The organism is Pseudoalteromonas sp. PAB 2.2 (assembly GCF_001938575.1).
In the GTDB taxonomy this organism is placed as follows: domain Bacteria; phylum Pseudomonadota; class Gammaproteobacteria; order Enterobacterales; family Alteromonadaceae; genus Pseudoalteromonas; species Pseudoalteromonas lipolytica.
The window spans coordinates 193,940-209,516 of sequence record NZ_LYPI01000010.1; the positions used below are offsets into that span (position 1 = coordinate 193,940).

15 protein-coding genes are annotated in these 15,577 nt (G+C 43.4%); 14 read left to right on the top strand and 1 reads right to left on the bottom strand.

Annotated elements, in window-relative coordinates:
- The first annotated feature begins 74 nt into the window (after positions 1–74).
- Positions 75–1,514 (top strand): sigma-54 dependent transcriptional regulator, encoded by a 1,440-nt coding sequence (locus tag BWD47_RS09315; RefSeq protein WP_074988678.1) that lies wholly within the window; start codon positions 75–77, stop codon positions 1,512–1,514.
- Positions 1,515–1,621: 107 nt separating this feature from the next.
- Here BWD47_RS09315 and BWD47_RS09320 read toward each other — a convergent pair whose 3' ends face one another.
- On the bottom strand, positions 1,622–2,209 hold the full coding sequence (locus BWD47_RS09320; RefSeq protein ID WP_075593865.1) for a DNA-3-methyladenine glycosylase I: 588 nt from the start codon (positions 2,207–2,209) through the stop codon (positions 1,622–1,624).
- Positions 2,210–2,336: 127 nt separating this feature from the next.
- On the opposite strand from BWD47_RS09320, the gene BWD47_RS09325 reads away from it, so the two are divergent.
- From BWD47_RS09325 to fliO, 13 genes are all read left to right on the top strand, one after another.
- A complete protein-coding gene (locus tag BWD47_RS09325; protein ID WP_036970150.1) occupies positions 2,337–3,449 on the top strand; it encodes a PAS domain-containing sensor histidine kinase in 1,113 nt (370 codons plus the stop codon).
- Positions 3,446–4,852, top strand: a complete 1,407-nt coding sequence (locus BWD47_RS09330; RefSeq protein ID WP_075593866.1) for a sigma-54 dependent transcriptional regulator — start codon at positions 3,446–3,448, stop codon at positions 4,850–4,852. Before BWD47_RS09325 ends, BWD47_RS09330 begins: the two co-directional genes overlap by 4 nt.
- Positions 4,853–5,016: 164 nt before the next feature.
- Positions 5,017–5,349, top strand: coding sequence for a flagellar hook-basal body complex protein FliE (gene fliE / locus BWD47_RS09335; protein WP_036970144.1), 333 nt, complete (start codon positions 5,017–5,019; stop codon positions 5,347–5,349).
- Positions 5,350–5,369: 20 nt separating this feature from the next.
- Positions 5,370–7,085, top strand: a complete 1,716-nt coding sequence (gene fliF / locus BWD47_RS09340) for a flagellar basal-body MS-ring/collar protein FliF (protein ID WP_036970141.1) — start codon at positions 5,370–5,372, stop codon at positions 7,083–7,085.
- A complete protein-coding gene (fliG, locus tag BWD47_RS09345; protein ID WP_036970138.1) occupies positions 7,078–8,118 on the top strand; it encodes a flagellar motor switch protein FliG in 1,041 nt (346 codons plus the stop codon). Before fliF ends, fliG begins: the two co-directional genes overlap by 8 nt.
- A gap of 3 nt (positions 8,119–8,121) precedes the next feature.
- Positions 8,122–8,940: a flagellar assembly protein FliH gene (gene fliH / locus BWD47_RS09350; RefSeq protein WP_075593867.1), complete on the top strand. Its 819-nt coding sequence runs from the start codon at positions 8,122–8,124 to the stop codon at positions 8,938–8,940.
- A gap of 17 nt (positions 8,941–8,957) precedes the next feature.
- Positions 8,958–10,292, top strand: coding sequence for a flagellar protein export ATPase FliI (fliI, locus tag BWD47_RS09355; RefSeq protein WP_075593868.1), 1,335 nt, complete (start codon positions 8,958–8,960; stop codon positions 10,290–10,292).
- A complete protein-coding gene (fliJ, locus tag BWD47_RS09360) occupies positions 10,292–10,747 on the top strand; it encodes a flagellar export protein FliJ (protein WP_036970129.1) in 456 nt (151 codons plus the stop codon). Before fliI ends, fliJ begins: the two co-directional genes overlap by 1 nt.
- Positions 10,748–10,843: 96 nt before the next feature.
- Entirely contained in the window at positions 10,844–13,078 is a 2,235-nt protein-coding gene (locus BWD47_RS09365; RefSeq protein ID WP_075593869.1) for a flagellar hook-length control protein FliK, read from the top strand.
- Positions 13,079–13,146: 68 nt separating this feature from the next.
- Positions 13,147–13,668, top strand: a complete 522-nt coding sequence (gene fliL / locus BWD47_RS09370; protein ID WP_036970126.1) for a flagellar basal body-associated protein FliL — start codon at positions 13,147–13,149, stop codon at positions 13,666–13,668.
- Positions 13,669–13,677: 9 nt separating this feature from the next.
- Positions 13,678–14,769 (top strand): flagellar motor switch protein FliM, encoded by a 1,092-nt coding sequence (gene fliM / locus BWD47_RS09375; protein ID WP_036970123.1) that lies wholly within the window; start codon positions 13,678–13,680, stop codon positions 14,767–14,769.
- Between the two features lie 22 nt (positions 14,770–14,791).
- Entirely contained in the window at positions 14,792–15,193 is a 402-nt protein-coding gene (gene fliN, locus BWD47_RS09380) for a flagellar motor switch protein FliN (RefSeq protein WP_036970120.1), read from the top strand.
- Positions 15,190–15,573, top strand: a complete 384-nt coding sequence (gene fliO / locus BWD47_RS09385; protein ID WP_075593870.1) for a flagellar biosynthetic protein FliO — start codon at positions 15,190–15,192, stop codon at positions 15,571–15,573. Before fliN ends, fliO begins: the two co-directional genes overlap by 4 nt.
- The last annotated feature ends 4 nt before the right edge of the window (positions 15,574–15,577 follow it).

Below are 15,577 nucleotides of genomic sequence, written 5' to 3' on the forward strand. Positions count from 1 at the left end.
AGCGCTTGCATCCCTCTTAAACTCGCTTACAATTTAGAAACTAACTAACCCGTAGTCACTGTGGTTCGCCAATAATGATCTTAATTTTAGACAATAATAATAATCGTGCGATTGGTTTAAATGCAGCCCTCACTTTTATCGGAGAAGCTGTACAACTCGTTGATGAGTCAACACTTCAATCATTTTGTGAAAAACATCAACAACAAGAGTGCATGGTTATTCTTGGTGCACTTCAGCAATTAGATCATGAGTCTGTCATTAAGCAGTTTCCTGCGATCCCTTTTCTTTTGATTGGTGAAACGTTAAAACCACTTTTAAGCATTGCCAATGTTGTAGGCTTAATTTGTGAGCCATTTAATCATGATGTGACTACGCAGCTTTTACATGATTGTCAGCAGTATCAACGTATGTTGCCGGGCGATCATAAACAGTCAAAATCGAATAAATTGTTTGATGGTTTGGTTGGTGAAACAGATGCCGTTAAAGATGTGCGTTTTTTAATTGAGCAAGTTGCTAAAACCGATGCCAATGTGCTGATACTCGGTGAATCTGGAACGGGTAAAGAAGTGGTTGCGCGAAATGTTCATTTGCTATCTAAGCGCAGCTCCGGCCCATTCGTTCCCGTTAACTGTGGTGCCATTCCGGGTGAGTTATTAGAAAGTGAATTATTTGGCCATGAGAAAGGTGCATTTACAGGTGCAATTTCGGCGCGAAAAGGGCGTTTTGAATTAGCCCAAGGTGGTACGCTCTTTCTTGATGAAATTGGTGATATGCCGCTACAGATGCAAGTAAAGTTGCTGCGCGTTTTACAAGAGCGAAGCTATGAGCGGGTCGGTGGTACAAAACCAATTCAAGCCGATGTGCGTATTATTGCAGCGACCCATCGCAATTTAGAAGAGATGATAGAAAAAGGCGATTTTCGTGAAGATTTATTCTATCGTTTAAATGTATTTCCTATTGAGAACCCGTCGTTAAGCGAACGCGCTGATGATATTCCGCTCCTGCTTAAAGAGTTAATGCGTCGTGTTAATGAGCAAAGTGGCACGACGGCGAAGTTTACAGAGCGAGCAATTCAAAGCTTAAAAGAGCATGCGTGGCCAGGAAATATTCGTGAACTGGCAAACTTGGTTGAGCGTATGGTGATCATGTTCCCTGATAAAGTGGTTGATGTGCCAGATTTACCTGCAAAGTATCGTTACATAGAAGTTGAAGCCTATCAGCCTGAGTACCCTGAAGAGTTGATGGAACGAGATGCATTTAACGATATATTCAGCACTGGCTTTAGCGATTATGAAGATGAAGAGCCGCAAACGCCCGCTACACATGTTGACTCGGGTTTATTACCTGATGATGGCATTGAGCTTAAAGAATACTTAGCAGAACTTGAAATTAGCCTAATTAGTCAAGCGCTTGAGCGTTATGATTATGTTGTAGCGCGTGCTGCCGAAATTTTGGGCGTGCGCCGCACGACACTTGTCGAAAAAATGAAAAAATATAACTTATCGCGAGACTAGCGCTTGTTTGTATTATGTAGGTCGATGTTTACGGGAATACCTGAATTGACACGCTAAAGTACGACCTACTTGATATCGCATTACCTTCCTTTATTTAAATCAATCGCTTAATATTGCTCGATTATCTGGGCTTTTCTAAAACAATCATTACTGTGATCGTTAACCATGCCACAGGCCTGCATATGGGCATAAACGGTTGTTGGACCTAAAAATTTAAAACCACGTTTTTTTAAATCTTTTGCAAATGCTGTCGAGGCTTCAGTAATGGCTGGATAATCTTCAAGTTTATCGACATTATTTACCAAAGGTTTCCCCCCAACGAACTGCCACTGGTAATTTGAGAAGCTACCAAACTCTTTTTGTATCTCAATAAATCGCTTGGCATTATTAATCGTGGCGGCAATTTTTAAGCGATTGCGAATAATGCCGTCATCTTGCATTAGGCGTTCAATGTCGCTGTCATCCATTTGTGCAACGTCGTCAACAACAAAATTTTTAAAGGCGCGACGGTAGCCATCACGCTTTTTTAAAATTGTGTACCAGCTGAGTCCTGCTTGTGCAGATTCTAAAGTAATGAACTCAAAAAGGCGGTGGTCATCATAAATTGGCACCCCCCATTCTTCGTCATGATAGGCGACATAATCGTCTTTGCTGGTATCGAGCCATGGGCAGCGGTTGTGGTGATGGTGTTGCATCGTTCCCTCGCGATTGTCATTTTTTTGTCGTTGTAAAATTGACGCTAAACTACTGAAATAAAACAATAATAATTATGGTACGGATTGTGCATTTACACAGCTAGACACGATTTTTTGAGTATCGATTATGGCCTTAGCACATGTACTAAAACCACAATTTATCACAGCTAATCAATATAACCCATGTTTACAGCAAGAAGAGTATGTGGGTGAGTTGAGTGAACTTCGTCAGCAAGCAAGTTGGTTGAGCCATTTGGTTGATACCATGCCTGCGGGGGTTGTGGTATTGGATGGCCGCGGCATGATTGCAAAAGCGAATCAAATCGCTATCGATATGCTTGGTGAGCCTCTGGAGGGTGAAAAGTGGTTCAGCGTTATTCAGCGCTCTTTTCGTCCTAAACAAGATGATGGTCACGAAGTCTCACTCAAAGATGGTCGCTTGATTAAGCTTGATATAACGGCTCTGACGCCAGAACCGGGGCAATTAATTTTAATGACCGATTTGACCGAAACACGCCGACTGCAAAAGCGTGTTGCACACATGCAGCGCCTGAGTGCGCTGGGTAAAATGGTCGCATCGCTTGCGCATCAAGTAAGAACACCGCTTTCGGCTGCTATGTTATATGCGGCTAATTTAGGTTCTAAACGCTTACCTGAAAGCTCGCGTGGTAATTTTCATAACAAGTTAATGTCACGATTAAAAGATTTAGAAACCCAAGTGAATGATATGTTGTTGTTTGCTAAAAGTGGCGAACAGCAAGTAGTTGAGCGTGTATCAATGCAGCAATTACTCAATGAAGTAAAAGCGGGGGCTGATGCTATGGTGGCGCAAAACCACAGTGAATTAACCGTTAGTTTGCCAGAGCCCGATATTGAAATTGTGGGCAATAAAACAGCGTTAGCCAGTGCTGTTCAAAATCTTATTCATAACAGTATTCAAATTATTGGCCAGCACGCAAAAGTGTCACTCAGCGCTCAGCGTGATGAGAGGAGTGAACACTGTGTTCGTATCAGCGTCAGCGATAATGGCCCTGGAGTCGATATTAGCCAAGCCGAAAAATTATTTGAACCCTTTTACACAACGAAAAGCCAAGGTACAGGGCTTGGGCTTGCAGTCGTAAGCTCAGTCGCTAATGCGCATCAAGGACGGGTCGAAGTGGCTAATAATGCCCATGGGGGGGCATGTTTTAGTTTAATCCTGCCCATTAGTGCAGAAACTACGTCAGTGGAGGCAAGATGAATACGAACTCTATTTTAGTCGTTGAAGACGACGCAGGCTTACGCGAAGCCTTAATTGATACATTGGAAATGTCAGGTATTGATTGCATCGCTGCCGACAGTGCCGAGCAAGCAATGGTATTGCTAAAGCAAGGGACGTATTCATTGGTGGTAAGCGATGTACAAATGGGCGCGATGAGCGGCCTTGATTTATTGCGTAGCATTAAACTTAATTACCCTGAGCTACCAGTATTAATGATGACAGCATACGCCACCATTGATGATGCGGTTGAGGCAATGCGTTTAGGGGCTATTGATTATATGGCTAAACCATTTGCACCCGAAGTTTTATTGAATATGGTGAGTCGTTATTTACCCGAGAAAGAAAAAGAAACCGATGGGCCGATTGTCGCGGATCCATCCAGTATTAAATTACTTGAGCTTGCCAGTAAAGTGGCACGTTCAGATGCCAGTGTCATGGTGCTCGGACCCAGTGGTTCGGGTAAAGAAGTGCTGGCGCGCTTTATTCACGATAAATCAAGTCGCGCAGATGCCCCCTTTGTAGCGATTAACTGTGCTGCTATTCCTGAGAACATGTTAGAAGCGACCTTGTTTGGTTATGAAAAAGGCGCGTTTACTGGGGCGATTCAAGCGTGTCCTGGCAAATTTGAACAAGCACAAGGTGGCACTATCTTGCTTGACGAAATCACCGAAATGGATTTAGGTCTGCAAGCTAAGTTACTGCGTGTTTTGCAAGAGCGTGAAGTTGAGCGTTTGGGTGGTCGTAAAACCATTGAGCTCGATGTTAGAGTGCTCGCAACCAGTAACCGTGATTTAAAAGAAGCTGTTAGCGAAAATTTATTCAGAGAAGATTTGTATTATCGTTTAAATGTTTTTCCTTTAATGTGGCGTCCGCTGTGTGAGCGCCCAGGTGATATTATTGTCCTTGCAGAGCATTTAATTGAGCGTCATTGCATCAGAAGTAAAGAGCCTATCGCATTATTAACTGAGCAAGCTAAGCAAAAACTGCTATCGCATGCTTGGCCGGGTAATGTCCGTGAACTTGATAATGTGATTCAGCGTGCACTGATACTATGTGATGGTAATAGCATTCATGAAGACGATATATTTATTGAAGAGCTCTTAGCGGTTAAAGCACAGACTGTAAATAGTGCACCGGTGCAAAATGCCCCGGTTTATAAAGAGCAAGTGGTTAACCCCATGCATGACGAAATTCCATCTGTTAACGAGCAGGGAAATTATAAAGATGAGCTTAAAGACAAAGAGCATCGCATTATTTTAGAAACCCTAGCTAGGTGCCAAGGAAAGCGCAAAGAGGTTGCTGAAACATTAGGGATTAGTCCACGAACACTTAGATATAAACTAGCTCAAATGCGCGATTTAGGTATTGCATTACCCGCTTAAAAGCATCCCCCTTTAACTGACAAGCTCACTCCGTGTGGGCTTGTTTGCTGTCAAAACTCTGACAAACAAAATAACCACCTAACACATTGATTTATATTGTTTTATTTTGTGGCACGTTTTGTGCTTTATCTATATATAAGTAAACTGCATTGTCAGAGAGTATTATGAAAGTTCAAAACAGCGCATTATTTCAAGAAATGCAATCTATGGCACTTGAAGCTAGCCGTAGTCAATCCGTTAATAATTTACCAACTCAGGCTCAGCCAACATCATCGGCGCAATTTGGTGACTTACTTACAAGCGCGCTAGATACCGTTAATGGCCTGCAGCAAGAAGCAAAACAAAAAGTAACAGCACTTGAGATGGGAGACCGCAGTGTATCCCTTGCTGAAGTAATGATTGCTTCGCAAAAGTCTTCGGTTGCTTTTGAAGCAACGGTGCAAGTTCGCAACAAACTTGTTGAAGCATATAAAGAAATCATGAACATGCCTGTTTAACTAGGTAGTGGAGAATTATTGTGGCGCAATCTAATCAATCAACTGATCTAGCCCTCGCAGGCGGCGGTGTCGATACTTCAGACACGGATGATCAACAAGAGCAAAAGTCAGGCTACCTCAGTGCCCTCAATGGCGTTGATGTATTACGTCAGGTGACGTTGGTCATTGCACTGGCTATTTGTTTGGCAATCGCAATTTTTATTATTATCTGGGCTCGTCAACCAGATATGCGACCGCTGGGTAAAATGCCAACCGAAGAGCTTATCCAAACGCTGGACTTTTTAGACGCACAGAAGATTGATTATGAACTTGATGGTAATGTCATCTCAGTTGAAGAAGGCGAATACCAAAATATTAAATTATTGATGGCCCGTGAAGGTCTTGAGCAAGCGCCAAGCTCAGGCACCGACATCATCATGCAAGATATGGGCTTTGGTGTTAGCCAACGCTTAGAACGTGAACGTTTAAAACATGGTCGTGAGCAGCAACTTGCTCGCACAATCGAAGAGCTAAAAAATGTCACTCGCGCCAAAGTGCTTTTAGCAATTCCAAAAGAAAACGTATTTGCTCGTCGTGAAAAATTACCATCAGCTACCGTTGTACTGACTCTTAAACGTGGCCGTATGTTAGATGGTGAAGAAATCGACTCAGTTGTTGATATTGTTGCCTCTGCAGTACAAGGTCTTTCACCTGAGCGTGTTACGGTGACAGATCAAAACGGTCGCTTACTTAATTCGGGTTCACAAAATTCACTGGCAGCGCGTTCTCGCAAAGAATATGAAATTGAGCGCAAGCGTGAAGAAGAATACTTAAATAAAATCGACAGCATCTTAATTCCTGTCGTAGGCTTAGGTAATTACACTGCGCAAGTTGATTTAAATATGGACTTTAGTGCGGTAGAAGAAACACAAAAGCGCTACAACCCAGACTTACCTGCAGTGCGCAGTGAAACAACATTTGAAGAAAATAACATTGGTGGTCTTGCTGTGGGGATCCCAGGTGCCTTGACTAATCAACCGCCTGTTAATTCAAATATTCCTGAAGTTGCAGGACAAGGGGGCGCTGGTAGTGCAATGAACCCAAGTCGTTCGCACAAAGAAGCAACCCGTAATTACGAGCTAGATACCACTATTTCTCATAAGCGTCAGCAAACAGGTGTTATTCGTCGTATTAGTGTATCTGTTGCGGTTGACTATGTGCCACAAGTGGGTGAAAACGGCGAGACAACAATGGTTCCTCGTTCTGTTGAAGCGCTGTCAAATATCCGTCGCTTGCTACAAGGCGGAGTGGGGTTTGATATGCAACGTGGTGATGCGCTTGAAGTTGTTACTGTTCCGTTTGTACGTGAAGACACCGCTGCGGCCATAGAAGTGCCTATTTGGGAACGAGACTGGTTTATGAAGATATTACGTTTATCATTAGGTGCATTAGTGATTATCGTACTTATCATGGCGGTTGTGAAACCTATGCTGAAACGCTTAATTTACCCAGATGATACACTTGAAGAGTATGATGAAGATGCACTTAGCTCTGGTGTAGATATTGGTGATAGTACGCTAGATATGCTAAATAAAGACTTTGACTCTGCTGCTGTAGGATTCTCAAGTGATGGTACACTACAGCTGCCAGATTTACATGGTGATGAAGATTTACTCAAAGCAGTTCGTGCATTGGTTGCTAATGAACCAGAACTGTCTTCTCAAGTAGTGAAAGCGTGGTTAACTGAAGATGACTGATCAAGAACAAAAACAACTCCCACCGGCGTTTGATGTTGATAAATTAGACGGTGTTGATAAAGCAGCGATTTTATTGCTGAGTTTATCGGAAGAAGATGCTGCGCAAATTCTAAAACACTTAGAGCCTAAGCAAGTGCAAAAAGTGGGCATGGCGATGGCTGCATTAGACGATTTATCGCAAGCGAAAATCAGCGCCGTTCATAACTTGTTTATTGAGCAAATTCAAAGCTTCAGTACCATAGGTTTCCAATCTGAAGACTTTATTAAAAAAGCGCTTACGGCCGCACTTGGTGAAGATAAGGCCGCCAGCCTAATCGACCAAATTGTGATGGGGTCGGGAGCGAAAGGTCTTGATTCACTTAAGTGGATGGACTCGAAACAGGTGGCTAATATTATTCGTAATGAGCATCCGCAGATTCAAACCATTGTGCTTTCTTACTTAGAGCCTGAGCAATCAGCCGAGATTCTGTCGCAATTCCCAGAGAAAGTGCGTCTTGATTTAACGATGCGTATTGCGAACCTTGAAGAAGTTCAACCAGCTGCATTGCAAGAGTTAAACGAGATCATGGAGAAACAGTTCGCCGGCCAAGCAGGTGCACAGGCAGCGAAAATGGGCGGCTTAAAAGCAGCGGCAGATATCATGAACTACCTTGATACCAATATTGAAGGTCAGTTAATGGATTCGATTCGTGAGCATGACGAAGAAATGTCGCAACAAATTCAAGACTTGATGTTCGTATTCGAAAACTTAATGGATGTAGAAGATCGAGGCATTCAAGCGATTCTGCGCGAAGTACAGCAAGATGTCCTTATGAAAGCGATTAAAGGCACAGATGAGGCACTGAAAGAGAAGATCTTAAGTAATATGTCTAAACGTGCAGCGGAATTACTGGCCGACGACTTAGAAGCTATGGGCCCTGTGCGTATTAGTGAAGTAGAAGCGGCACAAAAAGAAATTTTGTCTACAGCACGTCGTTTAGCTGACTCAGGCGAAATTATGCTTGGCGGTGGCGGTGGTGAGGAGTTCCTGTAAACCATGACAAAGCCTTCTTTTCATCCCGGACGCCCAGTTCATGCAAGTGACGCAGTCGATGAACTACTCGAGAACTGGCCGATTCCTGATGTAGCGCAAGATACCCGAAAGTTTGCTGGGCGCTCAACAGCTTACGGTACCCCTTTGGCTGATCTGTACCGTAAAGAGCAAGAAAAAAAAGACGTTGAAGAAGAACCAGAAGAACCTGAATTTCCACCTTTGACGATGGCTGAGCTTGAAAAAATTCGTCAAGATGCTTTCGACGAAGGCTTAAAGCAAGGCCATGAGCAAGGTTACATTGATGGCTTTGAAAAAGGCGTGGGTGAAGGAAAAGAAGCAGGCTACAAAGAAGGTGTTGAGCTGGGTAAAGCACAAGGCCAAGAAGACATAAAACCGATTTTAGAAGAGCAACTGACTACGCTAAGAAGTTTGCTTGATAGCCTAACTCAGCCCTTATCAAAAGTGGATGAAAGTGCTGAAAAGCAACTTGTTCAACTGGCCGTTATGCTTAGCGAATCGCTTATTTATCAAGAAATAAAAACATCACCAGATGTTATTTTGCACGCACTTAAACACGCTATTGATGCACTAGCAGACGAGCAAACAAGAGTGCGTATTCATCTACACCCAGATGACATTGCGCTGATCACTGAAAGTTACGGTGAGCAAACTATTACAGATAATCACTGGCAATTAGTAGCAGAACCGACACTTGAACGCGGCGGCTGCGAAATAAAAACCCCGCAATCATCCATCGATATGACCGTAAAAACACGCGTCAAAGAAACATTGGAAAACTTCTTGCATAATAGTGGTATCTAACTCTTTTTAGGCTCACTATGAGTAGTCAATCAATGACCCTTAGCGACCGTTTAAAACGGTACGAAAAGCATATTAAAGTTTCTAAACCGGCCGTTGCGGGTATGTTGACGCGCGTAGTCGGTTTGACGCTTGAAGCAAGAGGTTTGAGAGCGCCAGTAGGCAGCCAATGTAAAATAGAAACTATCAATGGGTTTGTCGATGCTGAAGTGGTTGGTTTTAACGACCAAACGCTTTATTTGATGCCAAACGACCATATTTCTGGAGTACTCCCCGGTGCAAGAGTGATCCCACAAGTTAATGAAACGGGTTTACCTGTAGGGATGGGCTTATTAGGTCGGGTTGTTGACGGCTTAGGTCGACCGTTGGATGGGCTGGGTGCTGTTAATGCTGAGCACTACCTCAAGTTTGCGCAAAATACGATTAACCCCCTTTCAAGAAGACCAATTAGTCAGCCGATGGATGTGGGTGTTCGTGCGATAAACTCTGTGATTACGGTGGGTCAAGGCCAGCGTATGGGCTTGTTTGCAGGCTCTGGTGTTGGTAAGTCGGTGCTGCTAGGAATGATGACTCGTGGTTCAGAGGCTGACGTCATTGTTGTTGGTCTTGTGGGTGAGCGTGGCCGTGAGGTCAAAGAGTTTATTGAAGAAATACTAGGAGTAGAAGGGCGTAAACGTTCAGTGGTCGTTGCTGCTCCTGCTGATGCATCTCCCTTGATGCGTTTAAAAGGCTGCGAAAGTGCAGTAACCATTGCAGAATATTTTCGTGACCAAGGGCTTAATGTGCTGTTACTGCTCGACTCTGTAACCCGTTATGCTATGGCACAGCGTGAAATAGCGCTGGCAGTGGGTGAGCCACCGGCAACAAAAGGCTATCCACCCTCGGTGTTTGCTAAGTTACCAGCATTGGTAGAACGCGCGGGGAATGGCGGCGAAGGGCAAGGATCTATCACAGCCTTTTTTACGGTACTGAGTGAGGGGGATGATATGCAAGACCCTATTGCTGACTCGGCTCGAGCTATTCTTGATGGACATATTGTGCTCTCTCGAGAGCTTGCTGATAGCGGCCATTATCCCGCAATAGACATTGAAAAGTCGATCTCGCGGGTGATGCCGCAAGTGGTGTCAGAGGCGCATATGCAGCAAGCACGTGTGCTTAAACAGGTTTATTCAATGTATCAGCAGAATAAAGATATGATCACGCTTGGAGCATATCAAAAAGGCACTGACCCGATGCTCGATCAAGCCATTAATATGATGCCAAGAGTCAATCAATTCCTACAGCAAGGCATGAAAGATGTGATCAGTTATGATGATGGCCTTCAAGGCCTTGCGCAGTTATTAGGACAAGCATAATGGCAAACAGTAAACTTGATTTATTATTAAAGCTTGAAAACGACAAAGAAGAATCATTGCGCATGGATTACTTAAAAGCGCAGCAGCACTTGCAAAGTAATCAACAAAAACTGCAAGGTCTAAACAACTTTCGATTAGAGTACTCACAGCAATTGCACTTAAAAGGCCGTTCTGGTTTATCAAGCGCAGGGTTTAGTCAGTACCATTCGTTTATAGCAAAAATCGAAGAAGCCATTCGCCAACAAGCCAGTACTGTTAATACGGCAAAACAAGTTGTATCGCAAAGAAAAACACTGTGGCTAAAACAGCAAGTTAAAGCAAAAGCAGTCGCTAAATTAATTGAGAAACACGCGTTAAAACAGGCTGCGATAGTGGCTAAAAATGAACAAAAAATGTTGGACGAGTTTGCCTCTAATCAGTTCTTCCAGCGTCAACTGAAAAACCCAACCTTATAATCCTGATTTTTAGGCATGCAATTTGCAGCTATCTGCTTAACAGCGTTAATTTTGGCACTTGCGGCGGCAAATTGCCTCTTTATATTTAGGTGAATTATGGCGATCAGTGATATTAATTTGCAGGTTAAAACTGAGCACGATACTGGTTTTTTAAGCAAAGAATCAGAGGCAAATGATCACGCATCAGGCCTAAGCTTTTTAACTGAATTGTCTGAAGCAAGCGAAGCGGTACACTCTAAAACTGTCGCTAATAAACAGAGCGACAATAGTAACGTAATGCAAAGTGAGGCTGAACAAGCAGGCGGTGTCGTAGCAAATAATACAGACAGCAAACAGGTCTCTGATAAGCCGACGCATAATGATGAAGGCACAGACGTTGCCCTCATCGAAGGGGAAGACAACCCACTGCTCTCACAAATTAATGCATCACACGCAATGAGCACGCGTGTAAACGTGCTCGCAGACAAACATGAATTTAGTGGGATTGTGGTTGATAAAAAGCCCACCCCAATTGATGATATTACGCCTGTTATTCCTTCGCCTTTAAGTGCGTCTTTAGCAGATGATGATGCGTTGTCTGACAGCGAAAACTCAGTTGCCAATCTATTAACTAAGTCTAAAGTTGCTACCGCGATTGACAATCAATTGAAACCGATTGGCGAATTGCCACCGAAAGATTCAGTCACGCCAATTATTGATAGTCCGTCTGTACTCGATGACACTGAAAATGCGACAACAGTAAACACTGCCAAGCAGCCTCAAGTTATCACGGCAAATACTACTGAGCAAAATGCAGCGATGAAACAGGCCGCACAGGCTACAGAACTGTTGAGCAGTGTAAGTAATGATACGAAGGCCGCATCGTTAGGTTCAGTGGTGACTCCCAGTGGCGAAGTGCAAGAATCGCAAGTTGTAGATGCTAAGTTAGCACCGACTAACAACGCTGCTGAAAATGCGAAAAATATCGCTAGTAAGCCAGCGATAGATACTGACAATACCATTACTAAAATGGCGGCGACAAATTCAGCTGATAGCGTGATGAGTGAGAAAGCGGCAAACGAGTCAGTCACGAATCAATCAATTGTCAGCTTGTTGGCAAAAGTACAAAGTGGTGATGGTCAAGCGGTCGGTCAATTTGCCAAAGAATTGACTTTAACGTCAACGCAGCAGGTAAAACTTGAGCAGCAAATTAATCAATTAAAGGCGGCAGGTGAGCTAAGCTCAAATGACGTTGATAAGATTAAAGCGCTACTTAGCGAAGCGATGAATACTCATAGTGAAAAAACACAGACACCGCAGCCGGCATTAGTCGCAGACGCAGCGAAAGCAGCACTAAGTAATGCTACAGAAAGCAAAGTGTCTGACAGTAAAGTCCCTGACAGTAAAGTTCCGGCTGCAATAGAAAAACAAATTGCCACATTAACGAAAGATGAGCAGCAAGCATTGCTTAATAAAGTAAACGCACAGTTGCAATCTTTAACACCAGGCACTCAACAATATGAAAAATTAGTGGCGGTGCAGACTCTTTTATCTGACGCGGTTACCCCCGTGAAAGCGGATGCTGTAACACCCACATTAACGGCGACAACAGAGCCTGACAGTAAAAGCCCTAAAGCTGAGCGCAGTGAGCAATTATCAGTGCTAAAAAATGCCAGCGCTGTAAACACAGACACTGAAGCAACATCAAAGCTTGATACTTTACTCGACACTGAGCGCCCAAAAGAGGTGTCGACAGCACGAGTCGTGCAGCTTTTCAATCAATTGACGGCACCGCTTAATCCCTCTCAAACAGGGGCTTATGAGGCGGCCTATCAACAATATGAACAAGCCTTAGATGTGCATAGTTTTCAAACACAGGCTCAACAGCAGCCACAAAGTAAAACAGTGAGCCTTGACCCTGGGGTGATGCAAGCAATTAATATTATAAAAAGTGATGCGGCAAAAATGCTCCAAGAGCGAGTCAGTGCCCTGTTAAATATTAATAACAAAGAAGCTGAAATACGTCTTGATCCGCCTGAAATGGGCAGCATGCAAATTCGTATCCGCAGTGATGCTGAGCAAGCACAAATTAACTTTGTTGTGCAAAATCAACAAGCCAAAGAAGCTTTAGAGCAATCGATGCCACGTCTGCGAGAAATGTTAGCGCAACAGGGGATTGAGCTAGGCGAAAGTAGTATTCAGCAAGGTAACCCTGAACAACAAGGCAGCCAGTCAGAGCAAGGGCAGCTTGCAGGGCATCATAATGACGAAGAGGTTCAGCAAGACGTCACGACGCAAAGCGTAGAAACTTCTCGACAACAATCGTCATCATCAATAGATTACTATGCATAAGTCCTGCTATTATAAGAAATAATACAGTTACAGAGAATGAGTTTACTGTAACGCTTAAGGAAGTGATTATGGCCGAAGACGCAAATTTAGAAATAGAAGATACCGGTAAAAGTAAAAAAAAGCTGATTATAATCATTGCTGCAGTTGTTGTGATTTTAGCCGCAGGTGCAGGGTATTTTTTATTTATGGGCGATGATGCCCCACAAGAAAGCCTTGCTGATGAAACAACGGTTTCTGAAACGGCTGCTCCATCAAGCTCTGCGAAGGTCGGTTCGGCGTTATATGTCGCGATGCCGCGTCCTTTTGTGTTTAATGTGCCAGGTGCCAGTCGTGATCGAATTGTACAAATTAAAGTGCAGTTATTAGTACGCGGTGAAGTAAACGAAGAAACGGCAAAGAAACATATTCCACTTATCGAAAGTACTTTATTAGGGGTGTTGTCTACGACCACAGCTGATGAACTTGGCACCAGTGAAGGTAAAGAGTCAGTGCGTGTGGCGGCACTAGAAAAAGTTCAAACTGCCTTAAATGATGTTGAAGGCAGTAAAGTGATTGAGCGGGTGTTGTTCACCGGCTTTGTGATGCAATAAGGGGTCAGCGTGAGCGATTTATTATCCCAAGACGAAATTGATGCGCTCTTACACGGCGTTGATGAAGTCGAAGAGGAAGATATTCACGACGGTGGTGATTCAGACGGTAATACACTTCAGTATGACTTCTCATCACAAGATCGTATTGTCCGTGGTCGCATGCCGACCTTGGAAATCGTGAATGAACGTTTTGCCCGTCATATGCGGATCAGCTTATTTAACATGATGCGCCGTACCGCAGAGGTATCAATAAACGGCGTACAAATGATTAAGTTTGGCGAGTACATCCATACCTTATTTGTACCAACAAGTTTAAACATGGTGCGTTTTCGTCCTTTAAAAGGCACTGGCCTGATCACCATGGAAGCACGCTTAGTGTTTATTTTGGTCGATAACTTTTTTGGTGGTGACGGGCGTTATCATGCAAAAATAGAAGGCCGTGAATTTACGCCAACAGAGCGTCGTATTGTGCAAATGCTACTCAAAATAATCTTTGAAGATTATAAAGAAGCATGGGCACCGGTTATGGATGTGTCGTTTGAGTACCTCGACTCTGAAGTTAACCCTGCGATGGCAAATATTGTTAGCCCAACAGAAGTGGTGGTTATTAGCTCGTTCCATATTGAACTTGATGGCGGTGGCGGTGACTTTCATATTGCCTTGCCGTATTCAATGCTTGAGCCAATTCGTGAATTACTTGATGCCGGTGTTCAATCAGATACTGAAGACACTGATTTGCGTTGGAGTAAAGCTCTCCGTGATGAAATTATGGATGTCGAAGTCGATTTATCAACTCAGTTATTAGAGGTTGATTTAACGCTTGCGCAAATTATGGAATTAAAAGCGGGTGATATTATTCCCGTTGAAATGCCTGAACACATTACGGTCTTTGTTGAAGAGCTGCCGACCTTTAGAGCTAAAATGGGCCGCTCTCGAGACAATGTGGCATTACAAATTAGTGAAAAAATTAAACGCCCTGAATCAGTTAAGTCTGAACTCCATGTGTTCACTAAAGGTGGCAAAAAACTGGATTCGGATGCAGAATTAGCAGAACTAGAAGAAGATCTTCACCTCTCTGAAGGTGTCGATTTAGACTGGTAGTCGATTTATAAGGTTAAATATAATGAGTGATGATCAAGATACAATGGACGAATGGGCAGCGGCATTAGCCGAGGCCGAGGAAGCCGAAAGTGCAACAAGTAATGCCTCAGTTGCTGAGCTTGACGAGCTGAAAGATGAGAAGCATGAACTCTCAGGTGATGAAAAGCGCAAACTTGACACCATTTTAGATATTCCAGTCACCATTTCGATGGAAGTTGGTCGTTCTAAAATCAATATTCGCAACTTATTACAATTAAACCAAGGCTCTGTTGTTGAGCTTGATCGTGTCGCTGGTGAGCCACTTGATGTGTTAGTTAATGGCACCTTGATTGCGCACGGCGAGGTGGTGGTTGTTAATGACAAGTTTGGTATTCGTCTTACAGATGTGATTAGCCAAGTTGAGCGAATTAAAAAGTTACGATGAGCGCATTTATAGCTTTATCTAGTGCCAGTAGCACTGTTTTTCCTACAGCATCACCTACGGCAGATTTGCTGTCTATGGTGATGTCTTTGCTTTTAGTGTTAGTGGTTATTGTGGTATTGGCGTTTTTTGTCAAGAAGCTCAACCCTAATTTATCAAACAGTGAAGAGTTTAAAGTTGTTCGCAGTTTACCGCTTGGTTCGCGTGAACGCTTGATGGTTATTGAAATTGATAATGCTCAGCATTTAATAGGTGTTACGCCGCACAGTATTAACTACTTGCATAAGCTAGAAACTCCCTTAAAAGAAAAAGAATTACCGGAACTTGCCAAGCGCTTTGGCAAGTTGTTGAACCCACAATCACCCCCTAATAAAAAGAATTAACGCT

Excerpts from the sequence above, each read along its gene's own strand:
- fliG (WP_036970138.1), top strand. The coding sequence starts at position 7,078 with ATGACTGATCAAGAACAAAAACAACTCCCACCGGCGTTTGATGTTGAT.
- fliN (WP_036970120.1), top strand. The coding sequence starts at position 14,792 with ATGAGTGATGATCAAGATACAATGGACGAATGGGCAGCGGCATTAGCC.
- BWD47_RS09320 (WP_075593865.1), bottom strand. The coding sequence starts at position 2,209 with ATGCAACACCATCACCACAACCGCTGCCCATGGCTCGATACCAGCAAA.
- fliH (WP_075593867.1), top strand. The coding sequence starts at position 8,122 with ATGACAAAGCCTTCTTTTCATCCCGGACGCCCAGTTCATGCAAGTGAC.
- BWD47_RS09365 (WP_075593869.1), top strand. The coding sequence starts at position 10,844 with ATGGCGATCAGTGATATTAATTTGCAGGTTAAAACTGAGCACGATACT.
- fliO (WP_075593870.1), top strand. The coding sequence starts at position 15,190 with ATGAGCGCATTTATAGCTTTATCTAGTGCCAGTAGCACTGTTTTTCCT.
- fliI (WP_075593868.1), top strand. The coding sequence starts at position 8,958 with ATGAGTAGTCAATCAATGACCCTTAGCGACCGTTTAAAACGGTACGAA.
- BWD47_RS09315 (WP_074988678.1), top strand. The coding sequence starts at position 75 with ATGATCTTAATTTTAGACAATAATAATAATCGTGCGATTGGTTTAAAT.
- fliJ (WP_036970129.1), top strand. The coding sequence starts at position 10,292 with ATGGCAAACAGTAAACTTGATTTATTATTAAAGCTTGAAAACGACAAA.
- fliE (WP_036970144.1), top strand. The coding sequence starts at position 5,017 with ATGAAAGTTCAAAACAGCGCATTATTTCAAGAAATGCAATCTATGGCA.
- BWD47_RS09325 (WP_036970150.1), top strand. The coding sequence starts at position 2,337 with ATGGCCTTAGCACATGTACTAAAACCACAATTTATCACAGCTAATCAA.
- fliL (WP_036970126.1), top strand. The coding sequence starts at position 13,147 with ATGGCCGAAGACGCAAATTTAGAAATAGAAGATACCGGTAAAAGTAAA.
- BWD47_RS09330 (WP_075593866.1), top strand. The coding sequence starts at position 3,446 with ATGAATACGAACTCTATTTTAGTCGTTGAAGACGACGCAGGCTTACGC.